Annotated in this window: 21 protein-coding genes; 16 read left to right on the top strand and 5 right to left on the bottom strand. The window is 61.0% G+C overall.

Going from position 1 to position 23197, the window contains the following annotated elements:
• The first annotated feature begins 100 nt into the window (after window positions 1-100).
• Window positions 101-1615, top strand: a complete 1515-nt coding sequence (gene ilvA, locus ACWGZX_RS12765; protein ID WP_223517916.1) for a threonine ammonia-lyase, biosynthetic — start codon at window positions 101-103, stop codon at window positions 1613-1615.
• 39 nt (window positions 1616-1654) lie between these two features.
• Window positions 1655-2080 carry a DUF2269 domain-containing protein gene (locus tag ACWGZX_RS12760; protein ID WP_452628550.1) on the top strand — a complete coding sequence of 142 codons (426 nt, stop codon included), beginning with the start codon at window positions 1655-1657 and terminating at the stop codon, window positions 2078-2080.
• 93 nt (window positions 2081-2173) lie between these two features.
• Here the strand turns inward: ACWGZX_RS12760 and ACWGZX_RS12755 are convergent, their stop codons facing one another.
• Window positions 2174-2830 carry a histidinol-phosphatase gene (locus ACWGZX_RS12755; protein ID WP_452628549.1) on the bottom strand — a complete coding sequence of 219 codons (657 nt, stop codon included), beginning with the start codon at window positions 2828-2830 and terminating at the stop codon, window positions 2174-2176.
• 143 nt (window positions 2831-2973) lie between these two features.
• Between ACWGZX_RS12755 and ACWGZX_RS12750 the strand changes: the two genes are divergently transcribed.
• Both ACWGZX_RS12750 and ptsP read left to right on the top strand, forming a co-directional pair.
• On the top strand, window positions 2974-3453 hold the full coding sequence (locus ACWGZX_RS12750) for an RNA pyrophosphohydrolase (RefSeq protein ID WP_095083604.1): 480 nt from the start codon (window positions 2974-2976) through the stop codon (window positions 3451-3453).
• A 22-nt stretch (window positions 3454-3475) separates the two neighbouring features.
• A complete protein-coding gene (gene ptsP, locus ACWGZX_RS12745; RefSeq protein WP_452628548.1) occupies window positions 3476-5755 on the top strand; it encodes a phosphoenolpyruvate--protein phosphotransferase in 2280 nt (759 codons plus the stop codon).
• A 124-nt stretch (window positions 5756-5879) separates the two neighbouring features.
• Here ptsP and ACWGZX_RS12740 read toward each other — a convergent pair whose 3' ends face one another.
• Entirely contained in the window at window positions 5880-6626 is a 747-nt protein-coding gene (locus tag ACWGZX_RS12740) for an NRDE family protein (RefSeq protein ID WP_452628547.1), read from the bottom strand.
• 133 nt (window positions 6627-6759) lie between these two features.
• Between ACWGZX_RS12740 and ACWGZX_RS12735 the strand changes: the two genes are divergently transcribed.
• The 3 genes from ACWGZX_RS12735 to ACWGZX_RS12725 all read left to right on the top strand — a co-directional run bounded on the left by ACWGZX_RS12735 (window position 6760) and on the right by ACWGZX_RS12725 (window position 9451).
• Window positions 6760-7542, top strand: coding sequence for a sulfite exporter TauE/SafE family protein (locus ACWGZX_RS12735; protein WP_452628546.1), 783 nt, complete (start codon window positions 6760-6762; stop codon window positions 7540-7542).
• A gap of 80 nt (window positions 7543-7622) precedes the next feature.
• Entirely contained in the window at window positions 7623-8429 is an 807-nt protein-coding gene (lgt, locus tag ACWGZX_RS12730) for a prolipoprotein diacylglyceryl transferase (RefSeq protein ID WP_452628545.1), read from the top strand.
• A gap of 50 nt (window positions 8430-8479) precedes the next feature.
• Window positions 8480-9451 (top strand): thymidylate synthase, encoded by a 972-nt coding sequence (locus ACWGZX_RS12725; protein WP_452628544.1) that lies wholly within the window; start codon window positions 8480-8482, stop codon window positions 9449-9451.
• Between the two features lie 124 nt (window positions 9452-9575).
• On the opposite strand, the gene cadR is transcribed toward ACWGZX_RS12725, so the two are convergent.
• Window positions 9576-10025, bottom strand: coding sequence for a Cd(II)/Pb(II)-responsive transcriptional regulator (cadR, locus tag ACWGZX_RS12720; protein WP_452628543.1), 450 nt, complete (start codon window positions 10023-10025; stop codon window positions 9576-9578).
• A gap of 85 nt (window positions 10026-10110) precedes the next feature.
• On the opposite strand from cadR, the gene ACWGZX_RS12715 reads away from it, so the two are divergent.
• The 8 genes from ACWGZX_RS12715 to ACWGZX_RS12680 all read left to right on the top strand — a co-directional run bounded on the left by ACWGZX_RS12715 (window position 10111) and on the right by ACWGZX_RS12680 (window position 19695).
• Window positions 10111-12387 (top strand): heavy metal translocating P-type ATPase, encoded by a 2277-nt coding sequence (locus ACWGZX_RS12715; protein WP_452628542.1) that lies wholly within the window; start codon window positions 10111-10113, stop codon window positions 12385-12387.
• A 16-nt stretch (window positions 12388-12403) separates the two neighbouring features.
• On the top strand, window positions 12404-13267 hold the full coding sequence (locus tag ACWGZX_RS12710; RefSeq protein WP_150781271.1) for a LysR family transcriptional regulator: 864 nt from the start codon (window positions 12404-12406) through the stop codon (window positions 13265-13267).
• Window positions 13268-13488: 221 nt separating this feature from the next.
• Window positions 13489-14565 carry a putative 2-aminoethylphosphonate ABC transporter ATP-binding protein gene (locus tag ACWGZX_RS12705; RefSeq protein ID WP_452628541.1) on the top strand — a complete coding sequence of 359 codons (1077 nt, stop codon included), beginning with the start codon at window positions 13489-13491 and terminating at the stop codon, window positions 14563-14565.
• Entirely contained in the window at window positions 14565-16289 is a 1725-nt protein-coding gene (locus tag ACWGZX_RS12700; protein ID WP_452628540.1) for a putative 2-aminoethylphosphonate ABC transporter permease subunit, read from the top strand. The genes ACWGZX_RS12705 and ACWGZX_RS12700 overlap by 1 nt, the downstream gene beginning before the upstream one ends.
• 51 nt (window positions 16290-16340) lie before the next feature.
• The gene (locus tag ACWGZX_RS12695; protein ID WP_452628539.1) at window positions 16341-17366 is read left to right on the top strand and encodes a putative 2-aminoethylphosphonate ABC transporter substrate-binding protein; all 1026 of its coding nucleotides are present in this window, start codon (window positions 16341-16343) and stop codon (window positions 17364-17366) included.
• A gap of 119 nt (window positions 17367-17485) precedes the next feature.
• Window positions 17486-18619, top strand: a complete 1134-nt coding sequence (locus ACWGZX_RS12690) for a TIGR03364 family FAD-dependent oxidoreductase (protein ID WP_452628538.1) — start codon at window positions 17486-17488, stop codon at window positions 18617-18619.
• Window positions 18619-19185: a phosphonate degradation HD-domain oxygenase gene (locus ACWGZX_RS12685; protein ID WP_452628537.1), complete on the top strand. Its 567-nt coding sequence runs from the start codon at window positions 18619-18621 to the stop codon at window positions 19183-19185. Before ACWGZX_RS12690 ends, ACWGZX_RS12685 begins: the two co-directional genes overlap by 1 nt.
• Window positions 19186-19215: 30 nt before the next feature.
• Window positions 19216-19695, top strand: a complete 480-nt coding sequence (locus tag ACWGZX_RS12680) for a hypothetical protein (RefSeq protein WP_452628536.1) — start codon at window positions 19216-19218, stop codon at window positions 19693-19695.
• Between the two features lie 146 nt (window positions 19696-19841).
• On the opposite strand, the gene ACWGZX_RS12675 is transcribed toward ACWGZX_RS12680, so the two are convergent.
• Window positions 19842-21218: a GTPase/DUF3482 domain-containing protein gene (locus ACWGZX_RS12675; RefSeq protein WP_452628535.1), complete on the bottom strand. Its 1377-nt coding sequence runs from the start codon at window positions 21216-21218 to the stop codon at window positions 19842-19844.
• Window positions 21211-22581, bottom strand: coding sequence for a DUF2868 domain-containing protein (locus ACWGZX_RS12670; RefSeq protein WP_452628534.1), 1371 nt, complete (start codon window positions 22579-22581; stop codon window positions 21211-21213). The genes ACWGZX_RS12675 and ACWGZX_RS12670 overlap by 8 nt, the downstream gene beginning before the upstream one ends.
• 86 nt (window positions 22582-22667) lie before the next feature.
• On the opposite strand from ACWGZX_RS12670, the gene ACWGZX_RS12665 reads away from it, so the two are divergent.
• Window positions 22668-23180 (top strand): dihydrofolate reductase, encoded by a 513-nt coding sequence (locus ACWGZX_RS12665; RefSeq protein WP_452628533.1) that lies wholly within the window; start codon window positions 22668-22670, stop codon window positions 23178-23180.
• Window positions 23181-23197 lie beyond the last annotated feature (17 nt).

Genomic DNA, 23197 nt, shown 5'->3' with positions numbered 1-23197 from the left:
TCGCCTGCGAGGGTTAAAACCTCTTGATTCGTGTGGTCGCCTGCCCAAAAGCCGGGTTAGACTCCTTGGCCCTGCCCAACCCGCTCAGTGATGCTTTCCGATGCTCGAACAGTACGTCAAAAAGATCCTCACCTCGCGCGTTTATGACGTTGCCATAGAAACCCCATTGCAGACTGCCCGCCAGCTCTCTGAGCGGCTGGGCAACAGTATTTGGCTCAAGCGCGAAGACTTGCAGCCCGTGTTCTCGTTCAAGATTCGCGGCGCTTACAACAAGCTGACCCAGTTGAGCGATGAAGAACGTGCTCGCGGCGTGGTGACGGCTTCGGCGGGCAATCACGCACAGGGTCTGGCCCTGGCAGCGAAAGTGTTGGGTGTCAAAGCCACCATCGTCATGCCCAAGACCACCCCGGAAATCAAAGTCGAAGGCGTGCGTTCGCGCGGCGGCAAAGTGGTGCTGCACGGGGATTCGTTCCCGGAAGCCCTGGCCTACTCGCTGAAACTGGTCGACGAAAAAGGTTACGTCTACATCCACCCTTACGACGATCCTCACACCATTGCCGGGCAGGGCACGGTGGCCATGGAGATTCTGCGCCAGCACCCCGGGCGCCTGGATGCGATCTTCGTCCCGGTGGGCGGCGGCGGGCTGATCGCCGGCATCGCGGCCTATGTGAAATACCTGCGCCCGGAAATCAAGATCATCGGCGTCGAACCGGACGACTCCAACTGCCTGCAAGCCGCCATGGCGGCCGGCGAGCGCGTGGTGTTGCCGACCGTGGGCCTCTTCGCCGACGGCGTCGCGGTGGCGCAGATCGGTCAGCACACCTTCGATATCTGCAAAGACTATGTCGATGAAGTGATCACCGTCAGCACCGACGAGATCTGTGCGGCGATCAAGGATATTTACGACGATACCCGCTCGATCACTGAACCGGCGGGTGCACTGGGCGTGGCCGGTATCAAGAAATATGTCGAGCAGAACGGCGTCACCGGCCATACCTTTGTGGCCATCGACTCCGGCGCCAACGTCAACTTCGACCGTTTGCGCCACGTCGCCGAACGCGCCGAACTGGGTGAGGGGCGCGAAGCAATCATCGCCGTGACCATTCCCGAGAAACCGGGCAGCTTCAAGGCGTTCTGCGAAGCCATCGGCAAACGCCAGATCACCGAATTCAACTACCGCTACAACACCGGCAGCGAAGCGCACATCTTCGTGGGCGTGCAGACGCACCCGGAAACCGATCCGCGCAGTGCGCTCCTGGCGAGCCTCACCGAGCAGGGCTTCCCGGTGCTGGACCTGACCGACAACGAACTGGCCAAGTTGCACATCCGCCACATGGTCGGTGGTCGTGCGGCCCATGTCGTCGATGAAGTGGTGTTGCGCTTCGAATTCCCGGAGCGTCCGGGGGCGTTGTTCAACTTCCTCAACAAGCTCGGTGGGCGCTGGAATATCTCGATGTTCCACTACCGCAACCACGGCGCGGCGGATGGCCGGGTGGTGGCGGGCCTGCAAGTGCCGCATGAAGAGCGTCATCTGGTGCCGGCGGCCCTTGAAGACATCGGCTACCCGTACTGGGACGAAAGCGACAACCCGGCCTATCAGCTGTTTCTTGGCTGAGTGGCTACTCTGAAGGGCAGGCCATAAGGAAACCGAACAATGGAAACGTTAACTGCCCTGAAAGCGGCGCACATGCTTGCAACGGTGGTGTTGCTGATCGGCGCGATGGGTCTTGGGATCTGGGTCTGGCGCACGCGGCGCAATGGCGACGCGACGGCGGCAAGCCGTACCTTGCAGCGACCGCGAGTGTTTATCTGGCTGTTGATGGGCCTGGCGCTGCTGAGCATGCCGGTGACTGGCTGGTGGATGGTGCATCTGGTGGGCTGGTCGTTGGGGCAGACGTGGTTGTTGGCGTCGAGCGTGCTTTACACCGTGGCGGCGCTGGCGTGGTTCTGGTTGCTGGTGCGGCTTAACAAACTGCGTAAGGCGCCGGGTAGCGTCGGTAAATTTACCTTTGCGTTGGCGTTGTTCAGTTTTGTCTGTTTTGTGGCCATTGCGGGTTTGATGGGTGCCAAGCCTGTTTAAGGCTTGAGACCGAGTTGACCCAATCGCTGGCAAGCCAGCTCCTACAAAGGCAGTACGTACCCTGTAGGAGCTGGCTTGCCAGCGAAGGCGTAATCAGTCGCGCAGAGTGATCACCGGCCAACCACGCTTCTCGGCCTCGGCGCGCAGATTTTGATCAGGATCGACTGCCACCGCATGTGTAACCTGCTCCAGCAGCGCCAAATCATTCATCGAGTCGCTATAAAAATAGCTGTCCTCCAGCGAAAACCCGGTCTCTTCCAGCCAACGATTCAACCGCGTCACCTTGCCTTCCCGGAAGCACGGCACGTCGGTACTGCGGCCCGTGTAACGACCATCGACCATCTCACACTCGGTGGCGATCAAGGTCTCAACCCCCAAACGCTGGGCAATCGGCCCGGTCACAAAGCGGTTGGTCGCGGTGATGATCACCAGCTTGTCGCCCGCCTCGCGGTGTTTGGCCAACAGCGCCACGCCCTTGGGCAACACGATCGGCTCGATGCAATCGCGCATGTAATCCAGGTGCCATTGATCCAGCGTGGCCATTTCGGTGCGGCCGAGGACTTCCAGGCAGAAGTTCAGGTAAGCGGCGTTATCCAGCTTGCCGGCCAGGTAATCCTGATAGAACTCGTCGTTGCGGGCCTTGTAGGCGACGGCGTCGAGAAAGCCGCGCTCACACAGGTAATCGCCCCAGGCGTGGTCACTGTCGCCGCCCAGCAGGGTGTTGTCCAAGTCGAATAAAGCCAGCCGCATTGCAGTTACTCGCTGAAAAGTCTGTAGAAAGGCGCCCAGAATACGGACTTTTCACAAGAGTGCACATAAGGTCGGTCGGCGCGTTGCTGCTTTCACAACCTTTGTGGAACAATGCGGCGACATGCGTTTGCGAGGTTGTTGCCGTGATCGACCCCGATGGTTTCCGCCCCAATGTCGGGATCATTCTCACGAATGATGCCGGACAGGTGCTATGGGCTCGCCGTATCAATCAAGATGCGTGGCAGTTTCCACAGGGTGGGATCAACCCCCAGGAGACGCCGGAAGACGCCTTGTACCGCGAGTTGAACGAAGAAGTGGGTCTTGAGCGCGAAGATGTTGAAATTCTCGCCTGCACCCGGGGCTGGTTGCGCTATCGTTTGCCGCAACGTCTGGTCCGTACCCACAGCCAACCGCTGTGCATCGGCCAGAAACAGAAATGGTTTCTCCTGCGCCTGGTCTCCAACGAGCAGCGGGTGCGGATGGATTTGACCGGTAAACCGGAGTTCGATGGCTGGCGCTGGGTCAGTTATTGGTATCCGTTGGGCCAGGTGGTGACATTCAAGCGCGAGGTGTATCGACGCGCTCTCAAAGAGCTTGCCCCGCGCCTTTTAACGCGCGACTGACGACGGAGTTCGACCCCGAGCCATGCTCAATACGCTGCGCAAGATCGTCCAGGAAGTTAACTCCGCCAAGGATCTCAAGGCGGCGTTGGGGATTATTGTGTTGCGCGTCAAAGAGGCCATGGGCAGCCAGGTCTGCTCGGTCTACCTGCTGGACCCTGAGACCAACCGCTTCGTGCTGATGGCCACCGAGGGCTTGAACAAGCGCTCGATCGGCAAGGTCAGCATGGCACCCAACGAAGGTCTGGTCGGCCTGGTCGGTACGCGCGAAGAACCCCTGAACCTCGAAAATGCTGCGGACCACCCGCGCTATCGCTACTTCGCCGAGACCGGTGAAGAACGCTTCGCCTCCTTCCTCGGGGCGCCGATCATTCACCACCGCCGCGTTGTCGGCGTGTTGGTCATTCAGCAAAAAGAACGCCGCCAGTTCGATGAAGGTGAAGAAGCCTTCCTCGTGACCATGAGCGCGCAGCTCGCCGGCGTTATCGCCCACGCCGAAGCCACGGGTTCGATCCGGGGCCTGGGCCGTCAGGGCAAGGGCATTCAGGAAGCCAAGTTTGTCGGCGTGCCAGGTTCGCCGGGTGCGGCGGTCGGTACGGCGGTGGTCATGCTGCCCCCCGCCGATCTGGACGTGGTGCCGGACAAGACTATCGTCGACATCGAAGCCGAACTCGGGCTGTTCAAGACTGCCATCGAAGGTGTGCGCGCCGATATGCGCGCATTGTCGACCAAGCTCGCTACACAGTTGCGCCCGGAAGAGCGCGCCTTGTTCGACGTCTACCTGATGATGCTCGACGATGCCGCGCTGGGCAACGAAGTCACTACCGTCATCAAGACCGGTCAGTGGGCCCAGGGCGCATTGCGTCAAGTGGTCACAGATCACGTCAATCGTTTCGAATTGATGGACGACGCCTACCTGCGTGAGCGCGCCTCAGACGTGAAAGACCTCGGTCGCCGCTTGCTCGCCTATTTGCAGGAGGAGCGTCAGCAAACCCTGGTTTACCCCGACAACACCATTCTGGTCAGCGAAGAACTGACGCCGGCGATGCTCGGCGAGGTGCCGGAAGGCAAGCTGGTGGGTCTGGTGTCGGTCCTCGGTTCCGGCAACTCCCACGTGGCAATCCTGGCGCGTGCCATGGGCATCCCGACGGTGATGGGCCTGGTCGACTTGCCGTATTCGAAAGTCGACGGCATCCAGATGATCGTCGACGGTTACCACGGCGAGGTTTACACCAACCCGAGTGAAGTGCTGCGCAAGCAGTTCGCCGAAGTGGTCGAGGAAGAAAAACAACTGGCCCTCGGGCTGGATGCACTGCGCGACTTGCCGTGCGTGACCCTCGATGGCCACCGCATGCCGCTGTGGGTCAACACCGGCCTGCTGGCAGACGTGGCGCGGGCGCAGAAGCGCGGCGCTGAAGGCGTGGGTCTGTACCGCACCGAAGTGCCGTTCATGATCAACCAGCGCTTCCCGAGTGAAAAAGAACAGCTGGCAATCTACCGCGAGCAGCTCGCCGCGTTCCACCCGCAACCGGTCACCATGCGCAGCCTGGACATCGGCGGCGACAAGGCGTTGTCGTACTTCCCGATCAAGGAAGACAACCCGTTCCTTGGCTGGCGTGGGATTCGCGTCACGCTTGATCACCCGGAAATTTTCCTGGTGCAGACCCGCGCCATGCTCAAGGCCAGCGAAGGCTTGAACAACCTGCGGATTCTGCTGCCGATGATCTCCGGTACTCATGAACTGGAAGAGGCGCTGCACCTGATCCACCGGGCCTGGGGTGAAGTGCGCGACGAAGGCTGCGACGTGCCGATGCCGCCGGTTGGCGTGATGATCGAGATTCCGGCGGCGGTGTATCAGACCAAGGAGCTGGCGCGGCAAGTGGACTTCCTGTCGGTCGGCTCCAACGACCTGACCCAGTACCTGCTGGCTGTAGACCGAAACAACCCGCGGGTAGCCGACCTCTACGACTACCTGCACCCAGCGGTGCTGCAAGCCCTTCAGAGCGTGGTGCGTGACGCTCATGCCGAAGGCAAGCCAGTGAGTATCTGCGGTGAGATGGCCGGCGATCCGGCGGCGGCGGTGCTGTTGATGGCGATGGGCTTCGACAGCCTGTCGATGAACGCCACCAACTTGCCGAAAGTGAAGTGGATGCTGCGTCAGATCAACCTGAGCAAGGCCAAGGATTTGCTCGCGGAGCTGATGACCATCGACAACCCGCAAGTTATCCACAGCTCGCTGCAACTGGCGCTGAAGAACCTTGGGTTGGCGCGGATGATCAATCCGGCGGCGATCAAGCCCCTCTAACTTTGCGGCGGCCCCATCGCGGGCAAGCCATGCTCCTACGGATTTGTGTCGTTCGCGCTGCTGCGTGCAGCCACAACCCTGTAGGAGCAAGGCTTGCCCGCGATGGCGTCAGTCCAGGCAATGCCTAAATCCTGATCTCCACCTCCCCCAAATGCCCGCCATACGGCCCGAAACTCCTTTCGACCATATGCCGCGTCCCATCCGCCCGGACAATCAGCGCCGTACTCGCCCGCGTCCCATAACTCTGGCTGGCAATAAACACACTCGACAACAACGTCTCGGTCGCCAGCCCAACCCCGGTGTCCGGCAGTTCGGCAAACGGCGCCGTCTGCGAATCCGCCAATAACGCCAGCAAAGCCTGAGGCTGTGGATCCCCCAACACTTCCTCCAGCGCCGCCCGTGCCTTGAGCAGTTTCGGCCACGGTGTATTCAGGCCTGCATTCGACAGCCCATAAACACCGGGTGCCAGCATCACCGCTTCAGACGCCCGTGCATTGAAATGCCACAGCTCGTTGGCATTGCCGATCAACAGATTAAACCCGGAATATTCCAGCGAACGTCTGACAACGTCGTCCAAATAGTCAGCAATCGGTTTGTCGCCTAACAGAAAACCGGCCACCAGCTCACCTCGGGATTTGCGCGACGGCGGTTGATGCGGATCACGAATATTGGTCAGCGCGGCGAAGCGCCCGTTAGCGCCGATACCGAGCCAGGTGCCGCCGGCTTCCTGGTCGCGGCCGGCATAAACGTGTGGCGCTTCGGGCCATTGCGCCAGGGGCAGGCTCGGGCGGGCATAGAATTCGTCGCGGTTGGCCGCCACGATCAGCGGCTGGGCGTGGCCGGGCCGCCAGGCGAAGACAATCAGGCACATAAGGTGGTCCTTGTGTGTTTTTTGCCCACTCTACGCAGACATCGCGCGGGTATCCATCGCCATCCAGTGGAGCCCAAGGCCATGCATCCGTTACCATGCCGCTCCGGTTTTGGGTGAAGAGTGGGATGCAGGCATGGATTTTCTGCTCTATCTGGCGCTGGGCGCCTGCGCAGGCGTGCTGGCCGGGCTGTTCGGGGTGGGTGGCGGGATCATCATCGTCCCCGTGTTGGTATTCAGTTTCACCTTGCAGGGCTTTGACACGTCGATCCTGACCCACTTGGCGGTCGGCACGTCCCTGGCGACGATTATCTTTACGTCGATCAACGCTGTGCGCGAACACCAGCGTCGTGGCGCGGTGCGTTGGCCGATTTTCGTCTGGATGACCGTCGGCATTCTGATCGGCGCCGGTTTCGGCGCGCTGACTGCCGAAGCGATCTCCGGCCCGAATTTGCAGAAGATCATTGGCGTATTCGCCCTGGTCATCGCCGCGCAACTGGCGCTGGACGTCAAACCCAAGGCCAGTCGCACGGTGCCGGGCAAACTCGGTCTGACCATGGCCGGTAGCGTGATTGGCTGGGCCTCGGCGATATTCGGGATTGGCGGCGGCTCATTGACAGTGCCGTTTTTGACCTGGCGCAGTGTGCCGATGCAACAAGCTGTGGCCACATCATCGGCCTGTGGTCTGCCCATCGCGTTGGCCAGTGCACTAAGTTTCATGATTCTGGGCTGGCACGATCCGTTGTTGCCGGCTCATAGTCTCGGTTTTATTTATTTGCCGGCGCTGCTGGGGATCGCTCTGACCAGCATGTTTTTCGCCCGTATCGGCGCGCGATTGGCCCACAGGCTGTCGCCGAAGTTGCTGAAAAGACTGTTTGCCGCTTTGCTGTTCTGCGTTGGCCTGAATTTCTTGCTCTGACGCACAGCGCAATCCTGGCTTAATCCTGAGGTGGCAGCGTCGCCCGGGAATTTTGGTTTCAACTCTAACGAGGAGTCGCAATGCTGCCTTACCCGCAGATCGACCCGGTGGCCCTGGCCATCGGTCCGCTGAAAATCCACTGGTACGGGTTGATGTACCTGGTCGGCATTGGCGGCGCTTGGCTGCTGGCATCTCGCCGGTTGAATCGGTTCGACCCGAGCTGGACCAAGGAGAAACTCTCCGACATGGTCTTCTGGATGTCGATGGGCGTCATTGTCGGCGGCCGTTTGGGGTATGTGCTGTTCTACGATCTGCACGCCTACCTGGCCAACCCGGCGCTGATTTTCGAAGTGTGGAAGGGCGGCATGTCGTTCCACGGCGGGTTCATCGGCGTGATGCTGGCGGCGCTGTGGTTTGGGAAAAAGAACAACAAGTCGTTCTTCCAGCTGATGGACTTCGTCGCGCCAATGGTGCCGATTGGCTTGGGTGCCGGGCGTATCGGTAACTTCATCAACGCCGAGTTGTGGGGCAAGGCGACTGACGTGCCGTGGGCGATGGTCTTCCCGACCGATCCGGCGCAACTGGCGCGCCATCCGTCGCAGCTGTATCAGTTCGCGCTGGAAGGCGTCGCGCTGTTCCTGATCTTGTGGTTGTTCTCGCGCAAGCCGCGGCCGACCATGGCGGTGTCCGGGATGTTTGCGCTGTTCTACGGCATCTTCCGTTTCATCGTCGAATTCGTCCGCGTACCGGACGCGCAACTGGGCTATCTGGCCTGGAACTGGCTGACCATGGGCCAAGTGCTTTGCGTACCGATGATCGTCGGCGGTCTGTTCCTGATCTGGCTGGCGTATCACCGCGCTCCGGCGACCCCAGCGGCGGCCGTATAAATTCGAATCCCGGGGGCGACGGCCTCCGGGTTCAAGGACACAGGTAACTCATGAAGCAATATCTCGAACTGGTCGCCCACGTCATCAAGAACGGCACCAAGCAAGCCAACCGCACCGGCGTGAACACCATCAGCTTTCCAGGCGCGATGCTGCGTTATGACCTGAAAGAAGGGTTCCCGGCGATCACCACGCGCAAGATGGCCTTCAAATCAGCCGTCGGCGAGATGTGTGGTTTTCTGCGTGGGGTGAATAACGCCGCGCAATTCCGGGCGCTAGGCTGCAAGGTCTGGGACCAGAACGCTAACGAAAACGCGCAGTGGCTGGCCAACCCGTTCCGTCAGGGCGAAGACGACCTCGGTGAAATCTACGGCGTGCAATGGCGCAAGTGGCCGGCGTACAAGCAGATCCCGGTCAGCAACAAAGCCGCGATCGAGCAGACCTTGAGCCAGGGCTATCGCCAGATCGCTGAAGGCGAAGAAGACGGTCAGGCTTATGTGGTGCTGTACAAGGCAATCGACCAGATCCGTCAGTGCGTCGACACCATCATCAAGGACCCGGGCAGCCGCCGCATCCTGTTCCACGGCTGGAACGTCGCCCAGCTCGATGAAATGGCTCTGCCGCCGTGCCACTTGCTGTACCAGTTCCACCCGAATGTCGAGACCAAGGAAATTTCCTTGACCCTCTACATCCGCTCCAACGATCTGGGTCTGGGCACTCCGTTCAACCTCACTGAAGGCGCCGCGCTGCTGAGCCTGATCGGTCGCCTGACCGGTTACACGCCACGCTGGTTCACCTATTTCATCGGTGACGCCCACGTTTACGAAAACCATTTGGACATGCTCAATGAACAGCTCAAGCGCGAGCCGTTCCCGATGCCCCAACTGGTGATCAGCGACCGTGTGCCGGAGTTTGCCAAGACTGGCGTTTATCAGCCGGAGTGGTTGGAGTTGATCGAGCCGGGCGATTTCTCGCTTGAGGGCTATCAGCACCACGCGCCGATGACGGCGCCGATGGCAGTCTAAAGAACGACCGCAAATCCTGTAGGAGCCGAGCCTGCTCGCGATGGCGGTTTGTCAGACACATCAATGTTGAATGTGCTGCCTCCATCGCGAGCAAGCTCGGCTCCTACAGGGTTATGTGGTGGTTTTAGTGGCCATGACTGCGGCCGACATGGGAGTGCTCAACCTCCGTCGCTACAACCCCTCCACTCACTTCCAACCGCTGCAAAATCCCGCACTGATCAATCTCCGGCCCTTCGCCACAGCGTTGGCGCAGGTCGAGCAGTTGTGTCTGCAATGCCAGTAACCCATCGATTCGCGCTTTGACGTGATGAATATGCTCGTCGATCAACGCATTCACGCTTTCACACTGATCCTGCGGGCTGTCGCGCAATGCCAGCAGGCTGCGGATTTCGTCCAGCGTCATGTCGAGGGTGCGGCAGTTGCGGATGAAAGTCAGGCGTTCGGCGTGGGCCTGGGTGTAGACACGGTAGTTGCCGTCGCTGCGGGCCGGTTCCGGCAGCAGGTTTTCGCGCTCGTAGTAGCGAATGGTTTCCACGGCGCAGTCGGTGAGTCTGGCCAATTCTCCGATCTTCATGACGGCAATCTCCAAATGGGTGCTTGACCCTATAGTGGCTACAGGGTCTTTACTTGGCAACAGGCACCTTCATGGACGCGACCCGATGAGCGATTCCCAACACACCCACATCCCCAAGGCTGAGCACGATCACAGCCACAAACTGCAGCCTGTGCCCCCGCATAATCGTGACAGCCATGAGCATGGCGGCCACGGCGATTCCTGCTGTTCTGCCAAAGTGGCGGCACCGTCGCTGATCAAATTGAGCGAAACGCCAACGGCCGGTGCGCGGCTGAGCAGTTTCCGCATCGACGCGATGGACTGCCCGACCGAGCAGACGCTGATCCAGAACAAACTCGGCAAGCTCGCGGGTGTGCAGCAGCTGGAATTCAACCTGATCAACCGGGTGTTGGGCGTGACCCACGATCTGCCGAGTACTGCGCCGATCATCGAGGCGATCAAGTCGCTGGGCATGGTTGCCGAGCCGTTGGAGCAAGGCGTTGAAGCGCCTGCTCCTGCGCTGGAGAAAAAACCGTGGTGGCCATTGGCGCTGTCCGGTGTGGGGGCGCTGGCTGCCGAGGTCATTCACTTCACCAATGCCGCGCCCAACTGGGTGGTGGCGGTCATCGCGCTGGTCTCGATCCTCAGTGGCGGACTGACCACGTACAAAAAGGGCTGGATCGCCCTGAAAAACCTCAACCTGAACATCAACGCGCTGATGAGCATCGCCGTGACCGGCGCGATCCTGATCGGGCAGTGGCCGGAAGCGGCGATGGTGATGTTCCTGTTCACCGTGGCCGAGCTGATCGAAGCCAAATCCCTGGACCGTGCGCGTAACGCCATCAGCGGCTTGATGCAAATGACCCCGGAACAGGCCACGGTGCAGTTGGCCGACGGCAGCTGGGTCGAGCAAGACGTCAAAACCATCGAGCTCGGCGCGCGAGTGCGAGTGCGGCCCGGTGAGCGGATTGGTCTGGACGGTGAAGTGGTCTCGGGCAGTTCGACTATCGATCAGGCGCCGATCACTGGAGAAAGCCTGCCGGTGGAGAAGACCGTCGGCGACAAAGTGTTCGCCGGCACCATCAATCAGGCTGGTTCTCTGGAATACAGCGTGACCGCTGCGGCCAGCAACTCGACGCTGGCGCGGATCATCCATGCCGTGGAACAAGCCCAAGGTGCGCGGGCGCCAACCCAGCGCTTTGTTGACCAGTTTTCGAAAATCTATACACCTGTGGTGTTCGTACTGGCCTTGGCCGTCGCGGTGATCCCGCCGCTGCTCATGGGCGCAGTCTGGTTTGACTGGATCTATCGCGCGCTGGTGTTGCTGGTGGTCGCTTGCCCGTGTGCTCTGGTGATTTCCACCCCGGTCACCATCGTCAGCGGCCTCGCGGCAGCGGCGCGCAAAGGGATTCTGGTGAAGGGCGGCGTGTATCTGGAGGGCGGTTACAAGCTCGATTACCTGGCTCTGGACAAGACCGGCACGATCACCCACGGCAAACCGGTGCAGACCGATTATTTATCGCTCGATCCAACGGCTGACGAATCTGCCCCGGCGATTGCGGCGGCGCTGGCCGGTCGCTCGGACCACCCGGTGTCGCTGGCCATCGCCAACGCGGCTGTGGATAAACAATTCACGCCGCTGATTGTGGATAACTTCGAAGCGCTGGCCGGTCGCGGTGTGCGCGGCGACATCAATGGCCAGACTTACCACTTGGGCAACCATCGCCTGGTGGAAGGCTTGAACCTCTGCTCGCCAGCGCTGGAAGAGAAGCTGTTTGCCCTGGAAAAACAGGGCAAGTCCGTAGTGCTGCTGCTCGATAATTGCGGCCCATTGGCGCTGTTCGCCGTGGCGGACACAGTGAAAGAATCCAGCCGCGAAGCGATCCGGCAATTGCACGACCTGGGCATCAAAACCCTGATGCTCACCGGCGACAACGTCCACACCGCTCAAGCAATTGCCGCGCAAGTCGGCATCGACGAGGCCAAGGGTGACCTGCTGCCGACCGACAAACTGCAAGCCATCGAAGCCCTTTATGCACAGGGGCATCACGTCGGCATGGTCGGCGATGGCATCAACGACGCACCGGCACTGGCGCGGGCCGAAATCGGTTTCGCCATGGCCGCGGCCGGCACTGACACCGCCATCGAAACCGCCGATGTGGCCCTGATGGACGACGACCTGCGCAAGATTCCGGCGTTCATCCGGTTGTCGCGGCAGACCTCCAGCATCCTGAAACAGAACATCGCCCTCGCTTTGGTCATCAAGGCGATCTTTCTTGGGGTAACCTTCGCCGGGATCGCCACTATGTGGATGGCGGTGTTCGCCGACATGGGCGTGAGCCTGTTGGTGGTGTTCAACGGTTTGCGCCTGCTGCGTAAATAGATGAAGAGGGAAGGGTGTGCTGAGTGCCGAGCTGAAGGCGTTTTATATGGTGGCCCGCCTGGGCAGCATTACCCTGGCGGCGAAGAAGCTCGGCCTGAGTCAACCGACGGTGACAACGCAGATCCGCAACCTGGAAAGTCAGTACTCAGTTGAGCTGTTCTACCGTGGCGGTCGTCGACTCAGCGTCAGCGATGAAGGCGCGCGGCTGCTGCCGATGGTCAAGGCGTTGTTGCAGCAGGAATCCGACATCGAGTTTTTTCTGCGCAACAGCGGTCAGGTGCAGGGCACGCTGCGTATCGCGGCCACGGCGCCGTATTACATCCTTGATCTGGTGAAGACCTTCCGCGAGCGTTTGCCTCAGGTGGAAGTGTCGGTGGAAATCGGCAACTCCCAACAAGTGCTCGAAGCGCTGGAGGATTACCGGGTGGATGTCGCGGCATCGTCGCAATTGCTCGACGATGCGCGATTGATTCGCCGAGTGCTCGGCAGCGATCCGCTGGTGCTGGCGGTGCATCGTAATCATCCGCTGGCGGTGCACGATCATGTGCCGCTCAGTGCGCTGGCCGGGCATACGTTGTTGATGCGTGAATCGGGCTCGACCACTCGCCGATTGACCGAAGAGTTGTTGGATAGCGCCGGGGTGAGTTTCGGGCCGTTACTGGAGATTGGCAGCCGTGAATCGATCCGGGAGGCGGTGCTGCGCAACATCGGCATCAGCATCATTGCCCGGCAGGAAGTACCGCATGATCCGCAATTGCGGGTGCTGACCATCGAGAATGCACCGCAGATTCCCGAGTATCTGTATTGCCTCAAGGAGCGCAAAGGTGCGCGGCTGCCGGCGGCGTTTCTCGGGTTGGCGCAGGAAATGGCCCCGGCCTGAGATGTGTGCTGACTGTTCTGGCCTCTTCGCTGGCAAGCCAGCTCCTACAGGGGAACGCGATAACCCGTAGGAGCTGGCTTGCCAGCGAAGAGGCCAGTACAGGCACCACATGACCCAACCAAAATCCCCGAATACCACTATCAGCCATTTTTGCCTCACTGCCACATGACGGACGCATTACATCCCTAGGATGGCCTTCATCTGCTTGATGAGGCCTGTCCATGAACCACTCGATTGCTACTGCCCTGACCAACCCCGGCGCCCCGATGAAGGTGCGCGGCGTGCAGAAACGCTTTGGCGCCTTTACCGCGCTGGATAACGTTTCCCTCGACGTGGCGGCCGGGGAGTTGGTGTGCCTGCTGGGCCCGTCGGGTTGTGGCAAAACCACCTTGCTGCGCTGCATTGCCGGTCTGGAAAAGCAGGACAGCGGTGAGTTGTACCTGGGGGATCGTGACGTTTCCCATCTGGCCCCTCAGGCGCGGGACTACGGCATTCTCTTCCAGTCCTACGCGCTGTTCCCCAATCTCACTGTCGAAGCGAACATTGCCTACGGCCTCGCGGGCAGTGGTCGTGACGAAGTGCGCAAGCGTGTCGGTCAGATGCTGGAACTGGTCGGCCTGATCGGCAGTGAGAAAAAGTACCCCGGCCAATTGTCCGGCGGCCAACAGCAGCGCGTCGCATTGGCGCGGGCCCTGGCACCAGCGCCTTCGTTATTGCTGCTGGACGAACCGATGTCGGCACTCGACGCCCGGGTTCGCGAGCATCTGTGTACCGAGTTGCGCCAACTGCAACGCAACCTCGGCATCACCACCCTGATGGTCACGCACAATCAGGACGAAGCCATGCTGATGGCCGACCGCATCGCGGTGATGAACAACGGCAAGGTCGAGCAGTACGCCACGCCGCAGGAAATCTATGACCGCCCGGCGACACCATTTGTGGCGGAGTTCGTCGGTCAGGGTAACTGGCTGCCGTTCCAACGCAGCAGCGACAGCCACGCCCAGGTGGGCGGGTTGAACATGCGCCTGGCGAATGGCAGCGCGAAAACCGCGTCGGGCCGTTTGTTTTGCCGTCCGGAAGCCATCAACGTCAACCCGCTGGTGCATGAAGAAAACCTGTTCCCGGCCAAGGTTCGCGAAATCACCTTCCTCGGCAATCGCTGCCGCATGAGCTTCGAACTCGACCAATTGCCGGGTCACCCGTTGTTGGCGGAACTGGCGCCGGAAGCCATGCCGCGCCTCGGCGCCCAGCAGATCATGGTCGCCTTGCCGCCTCGCAGCTTGCAGGTGTTTGCCTGATGAGCGCGAACATCGCGCTGCCGATACCGCACAAGCAGATTCGGCAGATCTCCCGTGTCGAAATCGGCGACCGGGTGTTCGTGGTCGGCGGCAAAGTCCTGTTGCTGGTGTTGCTCGGCGTCGCCGTGTTGATGCCATTGCTGGCGATCTTCTGGCGCGGGTTCAGTTCGGAGGCCGGGCAGGGTGGTGGTCTGGTGGCCGCGCGGGAGTTGGTGACCAGCGAGAATTTCCACTGGTTGCTGGGTAACAGCCTCAAGGTTTCCCTCAGTGTCGCGGCGATTGTCGTACCGCTGGCCTATCTGTTTGCCTACGCCCTGCAACGCACATTGATTCCCGGCAAGGGCATCTGGCGCGGGATTTCGCTGCTGCCATTGATGGCGCCGTCGATGCTGCCGGGTATTGCGCTGGTTTACCTGTTCGGCAATCAGGGCCTGTTGCGCGGTTTGCTCTCGGACAATATCTACGGCTTCTGGGGCATTGTGCTCGGTGAGGTGATCTACACCTTCCCACACGCCTTGATGATTCTGCTGTCGGCGCTTTCCCTGGCGGATGCGCGACTGTTCGATGCAGCGTCCAGCATGGGTGCGAGTCCGGCGAAAGCCTTCCGTAGTATTACCTGGCCGGCGACGCGTCAGGCCGTGTTCGCCGCGTTTTGCCTCGTCTTCACATTGACCATCACCGACTTCGGTGTGCCCGTGGTGGTCGGTGGCGACTATCAAGTGCTGGCGCTGGAAGCCTACAAAGCGGTGGTCGGTCAGCAGCAGTTCGGTCGCGGCGCGTTGATCGGCATGGTCCTGCTGTTGCCGGCGCTGTTCAGCTTCGGTGTTGATGCCTGGTTGCGTCGACGTCATGGCGACTCCATGAGCGGCCGCGCCCAGGTGTTCAAACCCGCAGAATCAAAGATGCGCGACGGCTGCTACCTGTTCATCGTGCTGCTGATCTGCGCGGCGTTGCTGCTGGTGTTTGGCATGGCGATATTCTCTTCGCTGGTCAAATTCTGGCCCTACAACCTGTCGCTGTCGCTCAACCATTACCAGTTCAACGACACGGCGGGCGGCGGCTGGCTGGCCTACGGCAACAGCGTGAAGATGGCCCTGTGCACATCGTTGATCGGCAGCGTGCTGATCTTCACCGGCGCTTACCTGATGGAAAAAACCAAAGGTCAGCGCGGACTGAATCTGAGCTTGCGCATGCTCAGTTTCGTACCGATGGCGGTGCCGGGTCTGGTGCTGGGCCTGGGTTATGTCTTCTTTTTCAACCTCAGCGGCAACCCGTTGCATGTGCTCTACGGGACCATGACCCTGCTGGTGGTCTGCACCATTGCTCACTATTTGACCACCGCGCAAATGACCGCGACCACCGCGTTGCGTCAGCTCGACGCTGAGTTCGAAGCCGCCGCGATGTCGCTCAAGGCGCCGCTGTATCGGCATTACTTGCGGGTCACCGTGCCGATCTGCCTGCCGGCGTTGCTGGACATCGTGCGCTACCTGTTCGTCTCGGCCATGACCACCGTCTCGGCGGCGATCTTCCTCTACAGCCCCGACACCATCCTCGCGGCGGTGGCGGTGCTGAACATGGATGACGCCGGCAATGTCGGCGGTGCGGCAGCGATGTCGACCCTGATTCTGATCACCTCTGCGGGTGTGTCCCTGCTGCTGGCCTGGGCTTCGCGCGGTTTGTTGCGTCGCTCCCAAGCCTGGCGGCAAACGGCGCCCGGCAATTGATTCGCTGCTCCTAAAACCGAAAGCCCTTCAACTCAAAAACAGGAAAAGATCATGTTCAAGCCCCTGGCCCTGGCCGCTGCTGTCCTCACTGCTTTCAGCCTGAACGCCTTCGCGGCGCAAACCGAGTTGACGGTGTACACCGCCCTCGAAGCCGAACAACTGAAGACCTACAAAGAAGCCTTCGAGAAGGCCAACCCGGACGTCGAGATCAAGTGGGTGCGCGATTCCACCGGCATCATCACCGCCAAGTTGCTGGCCGAAAAAGCCCGCCCGCAAGCCGACGCAGTCTGGGGCCTGGCCGCTTCGAGCCTGGCGATCCTCGATCAACAAGGCATGCTGCAAAGCTATGCGCCGAAGGACCTGGGCAAGATCGGCAGCAACTATCGCGACGCCGCCAACCCACCAGCCTGGGTCGGCATGGACGTCTGGGCCGCGACCATTTGCTTCAACACCGTCGAAGCCGAGAAGCAAGGCCTGAGCAAACCCGTGAGCTGGCAAGACCTGACCAAGCCTGAGTACAAAGGCAAAATCGTCATGCCCAACCCGGCCTCGTCCGGCACCGGTTTCCTCGACGTCAGCGCCTGGCTGCAAACCTTCGGCGAGAAGCAGGGCTGGGCGTACATGGACGGTCTGCACCAGAACATCGGCCAGTACGTTCACTCCGGTTCCAAGCCTTGCAAACTGGCGGCCGCTGGCGAATTCCCGATCGGTATTTCCTTTGAATACCCGGCTGTTCAGTTGAAGCGTCAGGGCGCGCCACTGGACATCATCCTGCCGAAAGAAGGCCTGGGCTGGGAGATCGAAGCGACCGCCGTGATCAAGGGCACACCGCATGAAGAGGCGGCGAAGAAGCTGGCTGACTTCTCTGCAAGCCCAGAGGCCATGGAGCTCTACAAAGAGAACTTCGCTGTTCTCGCCCAACCTGGGATTGCCAAGCCGCAAACCGAATTGCCGGCCGATTATGAGCAGCGTTTGATCAAGAACGACTTTGCCTGGGCCTCGAAAAACCGCGACGAGATCCTGACCGAATGGCGCAAGCGCTATGACGGCAAGTCCGAGAAAGTGGCGGCCAAGTAAGATCTTTATCGGCTGTGAGGGCCCTTTCGCGGGCAAGCCTCGCTCCTACAGGGATACGCGTTCCCCTGTAGGAGCGAGGCTTGCCCGCGAAGGCGGCTTCGAATTCAGGACAAGTCTCCATGACACAACACAACGACATGCTGATCGTCGGCGCCGGCATCCTCGGCCTGGCCCACGCCTACGCCGCCGCCAGACGCGGTCTCAAAGTCACGGTTTTCGAACGCAGCGAAACGCCATTGGGCGCCTCGGTGCGCAACTTCGGCCAGGCCCTCGTCACCGGCCAGCCACCAGGCCCGATGCTCGAACTGGCCAAGGCCAGCCGTGAGATCTGGGGCCAATGGGCGCAACTCGCCGGCCTGCAACTCAAACGCAACGGCTCGTACCTGTTCGCCCGCACCGAAGCCGAAGAACACCTGCTGGAGGCGTTTTGCGCCGGCCGTGCTGTGGAACACGGTTACCGTGTCGAGTTGCTGCGCGGCGCTGCACTGCGTGATCTGTACGGCGGCCAGTTCAGCCATCATCGCGCCGCATTGCACGGGATGGACGATCAGCAACTGTATTCCCGCGAGGCGATTCCGGCGCTGATCGATTACCTGCGCCGTGAACTCAGCGTCACCTTTCACTTTTCGACCCTGGTCCGCGACATCGAGCCGGGCCGCTTGCACAGCACTGCCGGCACCTTCAGCGCCGAGCAGATCATCGTGTGCTCCGGCCACGATTATCAGACGTTGCTGGCCGAGCCGATTGCCGCGCTCAACCCGCAAATCTGTCGCCTGCAAATGCTCCGCGCCCGCCCGCAAATCGACCTCAACCTGCAACACGCCTTGCTCACCGGTTTGAGCTGCGTTCACTACGGCGCCTTCGCCGACCTGCCGGAAGCGGAGGCGGTGCAGGCGCAGATTCTGCGAGACGAGCCGCATCTGCATGACAACGGCATTCACCTGCTGATCAGTCCAACGCCCTATGGCGAATTGATCATCGGCGACTCCCACCACTACGGCAGCGATCCATCGCCGTTCAACGCTGAGCAAGTGGACAACTGGATGATCGAACTGGCCGAGCAGACGCTGGGCTGCAAGGTGCAAGTGGTCGAACGCTGGCAGGGTGTCTATGGTTCACGGGGGCCGGGTCCGTTTTCGTTCCTGCGACCGACACTGGGATTGAGCGTGGCGCTGATGCACACCGGAGTCGGCATGAGCGTCGGGCCAGCGATGGCTGAACGTAATGTGGCGACTTTGTTGGGAGAGCGTTGATGAGTAACCACGAACAGGTGATCGCCGAGGTGTTCGGTCTGTACGAACGCTTTGGCGACAGCGACTACATTGGCGAACCAGTGTCACAGATCGAGCACATGTCCCAGGCGGCGCAACTGGCGATGGCCGAAGGCTTCGATGATGAAGTGGTGCTGGCCGCGTTTTTTCACGACATCGGGCACATCTGCGCAGAAAGCGCCAAGAACATGGGCGGCTTCGGCGTGGTCAGCCACGAGCGGCTGGGCGCCGACTACTTGCGCCGAGCCGGTTTCAGCGAGCGCATGGCGCGACTGGTGGAATACCACGTGCAGGCCAAGCGTTACCTGACGTTGAAGGAGCCTGGGTACTACCAGCGCTTGAGTGAAGCCAGCCGCCGCACGCTGGAGTATCAGGGCGGGGTGATGACACCTGCCGAGGCTGAAGCCTTCGAGCAAGATCCGTTGTGCGAGGTCAGTTTGCGCATGCGCCAGTGGGATGAGTTGGCCAAAGAGATGCGCGTGCCGCTGATTGATCTCGACATCTTGAAGCGCAAGGCTGCCGGTCTGTTGTCCCTCAAAGTGCGTTGACTTGTCCCACGTGCGATAGCGTACGGGCGCATGGACCGTATGGCCGATCAGGTCCAGGCTGATCTTTTCGACAGGAGCGCATGGATGCGTTATCTAAAAGTCATCGCACAGGATCAAAGCGGTAGCGGCCGGGCCGATACGCTGCATGTTCACTTTTATGAAGATGAACAGCTGCAGCGCGAAGCAACGCAGGCGGACCTGCTGGGGCTCAAGCGCTTGGGCACGACCTATTTGAAATGTGCCTGGTTCAACGCGGGTGCTGGTGAGGAACGTCACCTGCGGATTTCCTCGGACAACCGGTCAGGTGACGGCACCCCGGAAACGGTGCGGCTGCACTTTCATGATGGGGCGCAGGTTGCCTATAAGGCGGCGGTTCACGACCTGGATAACGACGGGGTATTCGAGGTGGTCTTGTGCAGCGATGTGAACAATGACGGCCGGGCGGATCGCACGGATCGAAGCCGGGTCAGTTCGTTGGTGCGCGAGTTTTTGAAGGTTGGCTGGTGGTGACCGGAACTGAACCGAGTCGCTGCCTTCGCGAGCAGGCTCGCTCCCACATTGAATCTGCGTCTGACCACAAAGAACAGGTCAACACTGAACCTGTGGGAGCGAGCCTGCTCGCGAAGAGGCCAGGCGCGTCACCGTTGATACTAGAGCTAAAGCTGCTGCGCCAACACCTCAATCTGCTCCTGCCGCTCCGCCTGATTCAATTTCGCTTGCGGATTCAGCGACGACCACTGCGGATGCGCCCGAGCCTTGTTCAGTGCCTCGGGTAATTTGCCTTCGCGCCAGGTCTTGTCCTGCGGCGTGGCGACCTGAATGCTGTCCATTGCCGCGTGCCCACGCGCATTCAGCGCCTGTAGCAGCTGGCGCTGACGCAATGCCAGCAACCTCAGAACGCTGTCATCGATGGTCAGTTCTCTTTGGCCTTTGATCTTGCCCAATAACCGGCTGCCATAGCTGCGCGCGGTTTGCAGTGCGCCACCGGCGATGGCCCCGGCCAAGGCTGCCGCGCCCAGGGTAATGCCACCCACCAGCAAGTCGACGCCGGCGCCGGCGGCCGCACCGGCAGCGATTCCGCCGCCGACTCTTACGCCCAGTTGCTTGAGGGTTTCCGGGTTGAACAGATCATCGCCCCAACGGCCATCGAGCAGTGGCAGATCACTGGCCGCTGCATCCTGTGGGCGAAATGCGTAAAGCTTGAGCAGCGCTTCAACACAACGTTGTTCACGTTGGCGCACGGCTTTGTGCAGTTCGCTGATGGCGTGCTGTTCCTGCTCCGCATCGCTGGCCACGCTGCGCCGGCAGGCGGCGCAATCAATCAGCAACTCGGCAATCAGCCGCACCGCGCTTTGCTGACGGGCCAGGCGCTGGGCCTGTTGATCGGCGATCAATCGCTCTAGCTGTTCACGGGAATTTTCCAGCAGCAGCGCGAGGCTTTCATAGAGGCGACGTTCGCCATCTTCCGGCGGTGCGACGCTATCGAAACGCACCAGGGCATGCAAGCCCAGACGCGCCAATGCTTCACGCCAATCCGGCTCGCGGTGGTGAGCGCTGCTGACGAAATTCAGCACCGGCAGCAGTGGTTTGCCGCAACTGGCCAGCACCTCCAGTTCGTCGCGGTACTTGGCCAGCACTGGTTCGCGGGCATCGATCACGTAGAGGCCGGCATCGCAGGTGAGCAGTTGCCGCAACACTTTGGCTTCCTGCTCAAAGCGCTGCCGGGCTTCACTGCCCTCAAGGAATCTGGCCAGGCGTGCCGGCCCGTCGAGGCGTTCGCCGGGACGCTCCAGGCGCTCGAGGTAGTCGAGCAGGGCGATGGCGTCTTCCAGGCCGGGCGTGTCATAGAGGTCAAGCAACGGCTCGCCGTCCACCGACAACCTCGCGCCTTCGACATGACGTGTGGTGCTGGGGCGATGGGACACTTCGCCGAAACCGACATCACGGGTCAGTGTGCGCAGCAATGAGGTTTTGCCGACGTTGGTGTGACCGACCACGGCCAGTTTCAACGGTGCCTTCCAGGCGTTAGTCATGACCGGTCTCCAGCCAGTTCAGCGGTGCGCAATCGGCGAATGGCAACTCCAATTGTTGCAACGCCACATGCCAGTCGCCCAGTCGTTCCGCGTCCAGCGCTTCACCGGGTGGCGCTTGCAGCAGCCAGACGCGGGTGGCGCCAGCATTGCGCGCCAGTTCGGCGATCAGCGCGAGGCTGCCACGGTCCGGCGAGCGACGTGGGTCGCAAGCGATGACCAGACGCGCGGGTGGAAAGCGGCTCAATTGTTCGAGGAGTCGGTTGCGTGATTCTCGGCTGTCGAGAATGCCGGCGTTACCCACGTTTTTCGGCAGGTGCGGCGGCCACGGGCGTTGGTCATCCAGTTCGATGGCGACCAGCAGGGCACCGTCGCTTTTCTGGTCAGTGACACCGCGTTCCACGCGATGAAGTTGCTCTGGCGCAGCATCGCTGATGCCCAGGCGTTCGCTGGTGGGCATCAATCGTTCGCGCAGTTGGGCATAGCCGGGCAGGTTCAGATCCAGATGCAATTTCGCTTGGCCGGTTTTCCAGCGCCACTGGCAAAACAGCATCAGCAGCAAGCGCGGCAGCACCCCGTAAATCAGCAGGACACCCACCAGCCATGCAGCCCAGGCCTGTCGAGCGCTTTCGATGTTGAGCGCGGCATCGCCGCTGGCGCGGATCATCTCCACGGTGGGCACGCTGAAGCCGAGCACGGCCGGCAACGCGCCGAGGGCCTGAGTCATGGCGACGAAGGTGTCAGCGCTCAAAATGGTGGTTTCCCAGACAAAACCGTAGCGCCGGGTGGCCATCAACGTCAGCAGAATCGCCAGTGCGCTGAGCATCGCCAACAGCCACAGGCCGTTGACCAGCATGCCGATGGCCCAGCGATTGAGTTTCCGTCGTTGCAACAACAGCAATAGGGCCGGGGCCAGTTGCGCGGTTTTGGCATCGCGCGCGAGTTTTTCGCTGAGCCACAACCATAAGCGTCCGAGGGTGGCGCCGTTTTCGCCGGCGAAGATCAGGCCCAGCGCCCAGCTCAGCAATAGAATCAGGTTCAGCCCGAGCAGACTGCCCAAGGCCCAGAACACGTTCACCGGGGTCTGCCCGTCGCCCATCGCGGCAAAGGCCAGACCGGCGCCGCTGACCACGGCCAGCACCGCCATCACGATCAGCGCCAGTCGCGCGCCTTGCAGCCAGTGCTGGAGGGCGTTGGCCAAACCATCACGCTCGGCCAGCCATACGGCCCGACGTTGAATCCGTGTCGGCAGGTCACCGCCGGCGCTGCGGGCCAGTCGGTTGGCTTCCAGATCATCAAGAGGCCCGGCGTGTTCTTCGCGCAGGCGGATGGTTTCTGTCAGCCAGAGGTTGTTCAGTTCAGTCACGCGGCATCCCGTCGCTTAGATTGAGTCGTGAGCATAACCGCTGTGGCGCTTATCGGGGTACGGATGGCTCTGGTATCCTCGTCGGCATGACTAAATCACTCCCCCTCAGCCTGATCGCAGCCCTCGGTGAAAACCGTGTGATCGGCGTCGACAACAGCATGCCCTGGCACTTGCCGGGGGACTTCAAATATTTCAAGGCCACCACCCTCGGCAAGCCGATCATCATGGGTCGCAAGACCTGGGATTCCCTCGGGCGTCCGCTGCCGGGCCGGCTGAACATCGTGGTCAGCCGTCAAGTGGATCTGGTGCTGGAAGGCGCCGAGGTTTACCCGTCGCTGGAAGCTGCGGTAGTTCGCGCCGAAGAATGGGCGAAGGAGCAGGGCGTCGATGAGCTGATGCTGATTGGCGGCGCGCAGTTGTATGCGCAGGGGATGGCTCAGGCGGATCGGTTGTACCTGACGCGCGTGGCGCTGAGCCCGGACGGGGATGCGTGGTTTCCGGAGTTTGATTTGGGCCAGTGGAAACTGGTGTCCAACACCCCGAATCCAGCCGTAGATGACAAACCGGCGTACAACTTCGAGGTTTGGGAAAAGGCCTAAAAGCTTCGCGAGCAAGC

Source organism: Pseudomonas sp. CLCA07, from assembly GCF_053615335.1.
This window is presented reverse-complemented; position numbering and strand designations above follow the sequence as displayed.

Excerpts from the sequence above, each read along its gene's own strand:
- ptsP (WP_452628548.1), top strand. The coding sequence starts at position 3,476 with ATGCTCAATACGCTGCGCAAGATCGTCCAGGAAGTTAACTCCGCCAAG.
- ACWGZX_RS12690 (WP_452628538.1), top strand. The coding sequence starts at position 17,486 with ATGACACAACACAACGACATGCTGATCGTCGGCGCCGGCATCCTCGGC.
- ACWGZX_RS12685 (WP_452628537.1), top strand. The coding sequence starts at position 18,619 with ATGAGTAACCACGAACAGGTGATCGCCGAGGTGTTCGGTCTGTACGAA.
- ACWGZX_RS12735 (WP_452628546.1), top strand. The coding sequence starts at position 6,760 with ATGGATTTTCTGCTCTATCTGGCGCTGGGCGCCTGCGCAGGCGTGCTG.
- ACWGZX_RS12665 (WP_452628533.1), top strand. The coding sequence starts at position 22,668 with ATGACTAAATCACTCCCCCTCAGCCTGATCGCAGCCCTCGGTGAAAAC.
- ACWGZX_RS12740 (WP_452628547.1), bottom strand. The coding sequence starts at position 6,626 with ATGTGCCTGATTGTCTTCGCCTGGCGGCCCGGCCACGCCCAGCCGCTG.
- ACWGZX_RS12695 (WP_452628539.1), top strand. The coding sequence starts at position 16,341 with ATGTTCAAGCCCCTGGCCCTGGCCGCTGCTGTCCTCACTGCTTTCAGC.
- ACWGZX_RS12760 (WP_452628550.1), top strand. The coding sequence starts at position 1,655 with ATGGAAACGTTAACTGCCCTGAAAGCGGCGCACATGCTTGCAACGGTG.
- ilvA (WP_223517916.1), top strand. The coding sequence starts at position 101 with ATGCTCGAACAGTACGTCAAAAAGATCCTCACCTCGCGCGTTTATGAC.
- ACWGZX_RS12755 (WP_452628549.1), bottom strand. The coding sequence starts at position 2,830 with ATGCGGCTGGCTTTATTCGACTTGGACAACACCCTGCTGGGCGGCGAC.
- ACWGZX_RS12705 (WP_452628541.1), top strand. The coding sequence starts at position 13,489 with ATGAACCACTCGATTGCTACTGCCCTGACCAACCCCGGCGCCCCGATG.
- ACWGZX_RS12680 (WP_452628536.1), top strand. The coding sequence starts at position 19,216 with ATGGACCGTATGGCCGATCAGGTCCAGGCTGATCTTTTCGACAGGAGC.
- lgt (WP_452628545.1), top strand. The coding sequence starts at position 7,623 with ATGCTGCCTTACCCGCAGATCGACCCGGTGGCCCTGGCCATCGGTCCG.
- ACWGZX_RS12715 (WP_452628542.1), top strand. The coding sequence starts at position 10,111 with ATGAGCGATTCCCAACACACCCACATCCCCAAGGCTGAGCACGATCAC.
- ACWGZX_RS12700 (WP_452628540.1), top strand. The coding sequence starts at position 14,565 with ATGAGCGCGAACATCGCGCTGCCGATACCGCACAAGCAGATTCGGCAG.
- cadR (WP_452628543.1), bottom strand. The coding sequence starts at position 10,025 with ATGAAGATCGGAGAATTGGCCAGACTCACCGACTGCGCCGTGGAAACC.
- ACWGZX_RS12725 (WP_452628544.1), top strand. The coding sequence starts at position 8,480 with ATGAAGCAATATCTCGAACTGGTCGCCCACGTCATCAAGAACGGCACC.
- ACWGZX_RS12675 (WP_452628535.1), bottom strand. The coding sequence starts at position 21,218 with ATGACTAACGCCTGGAAGGCACCGTTGAAACTGGCCGTGGTCGGTCAC.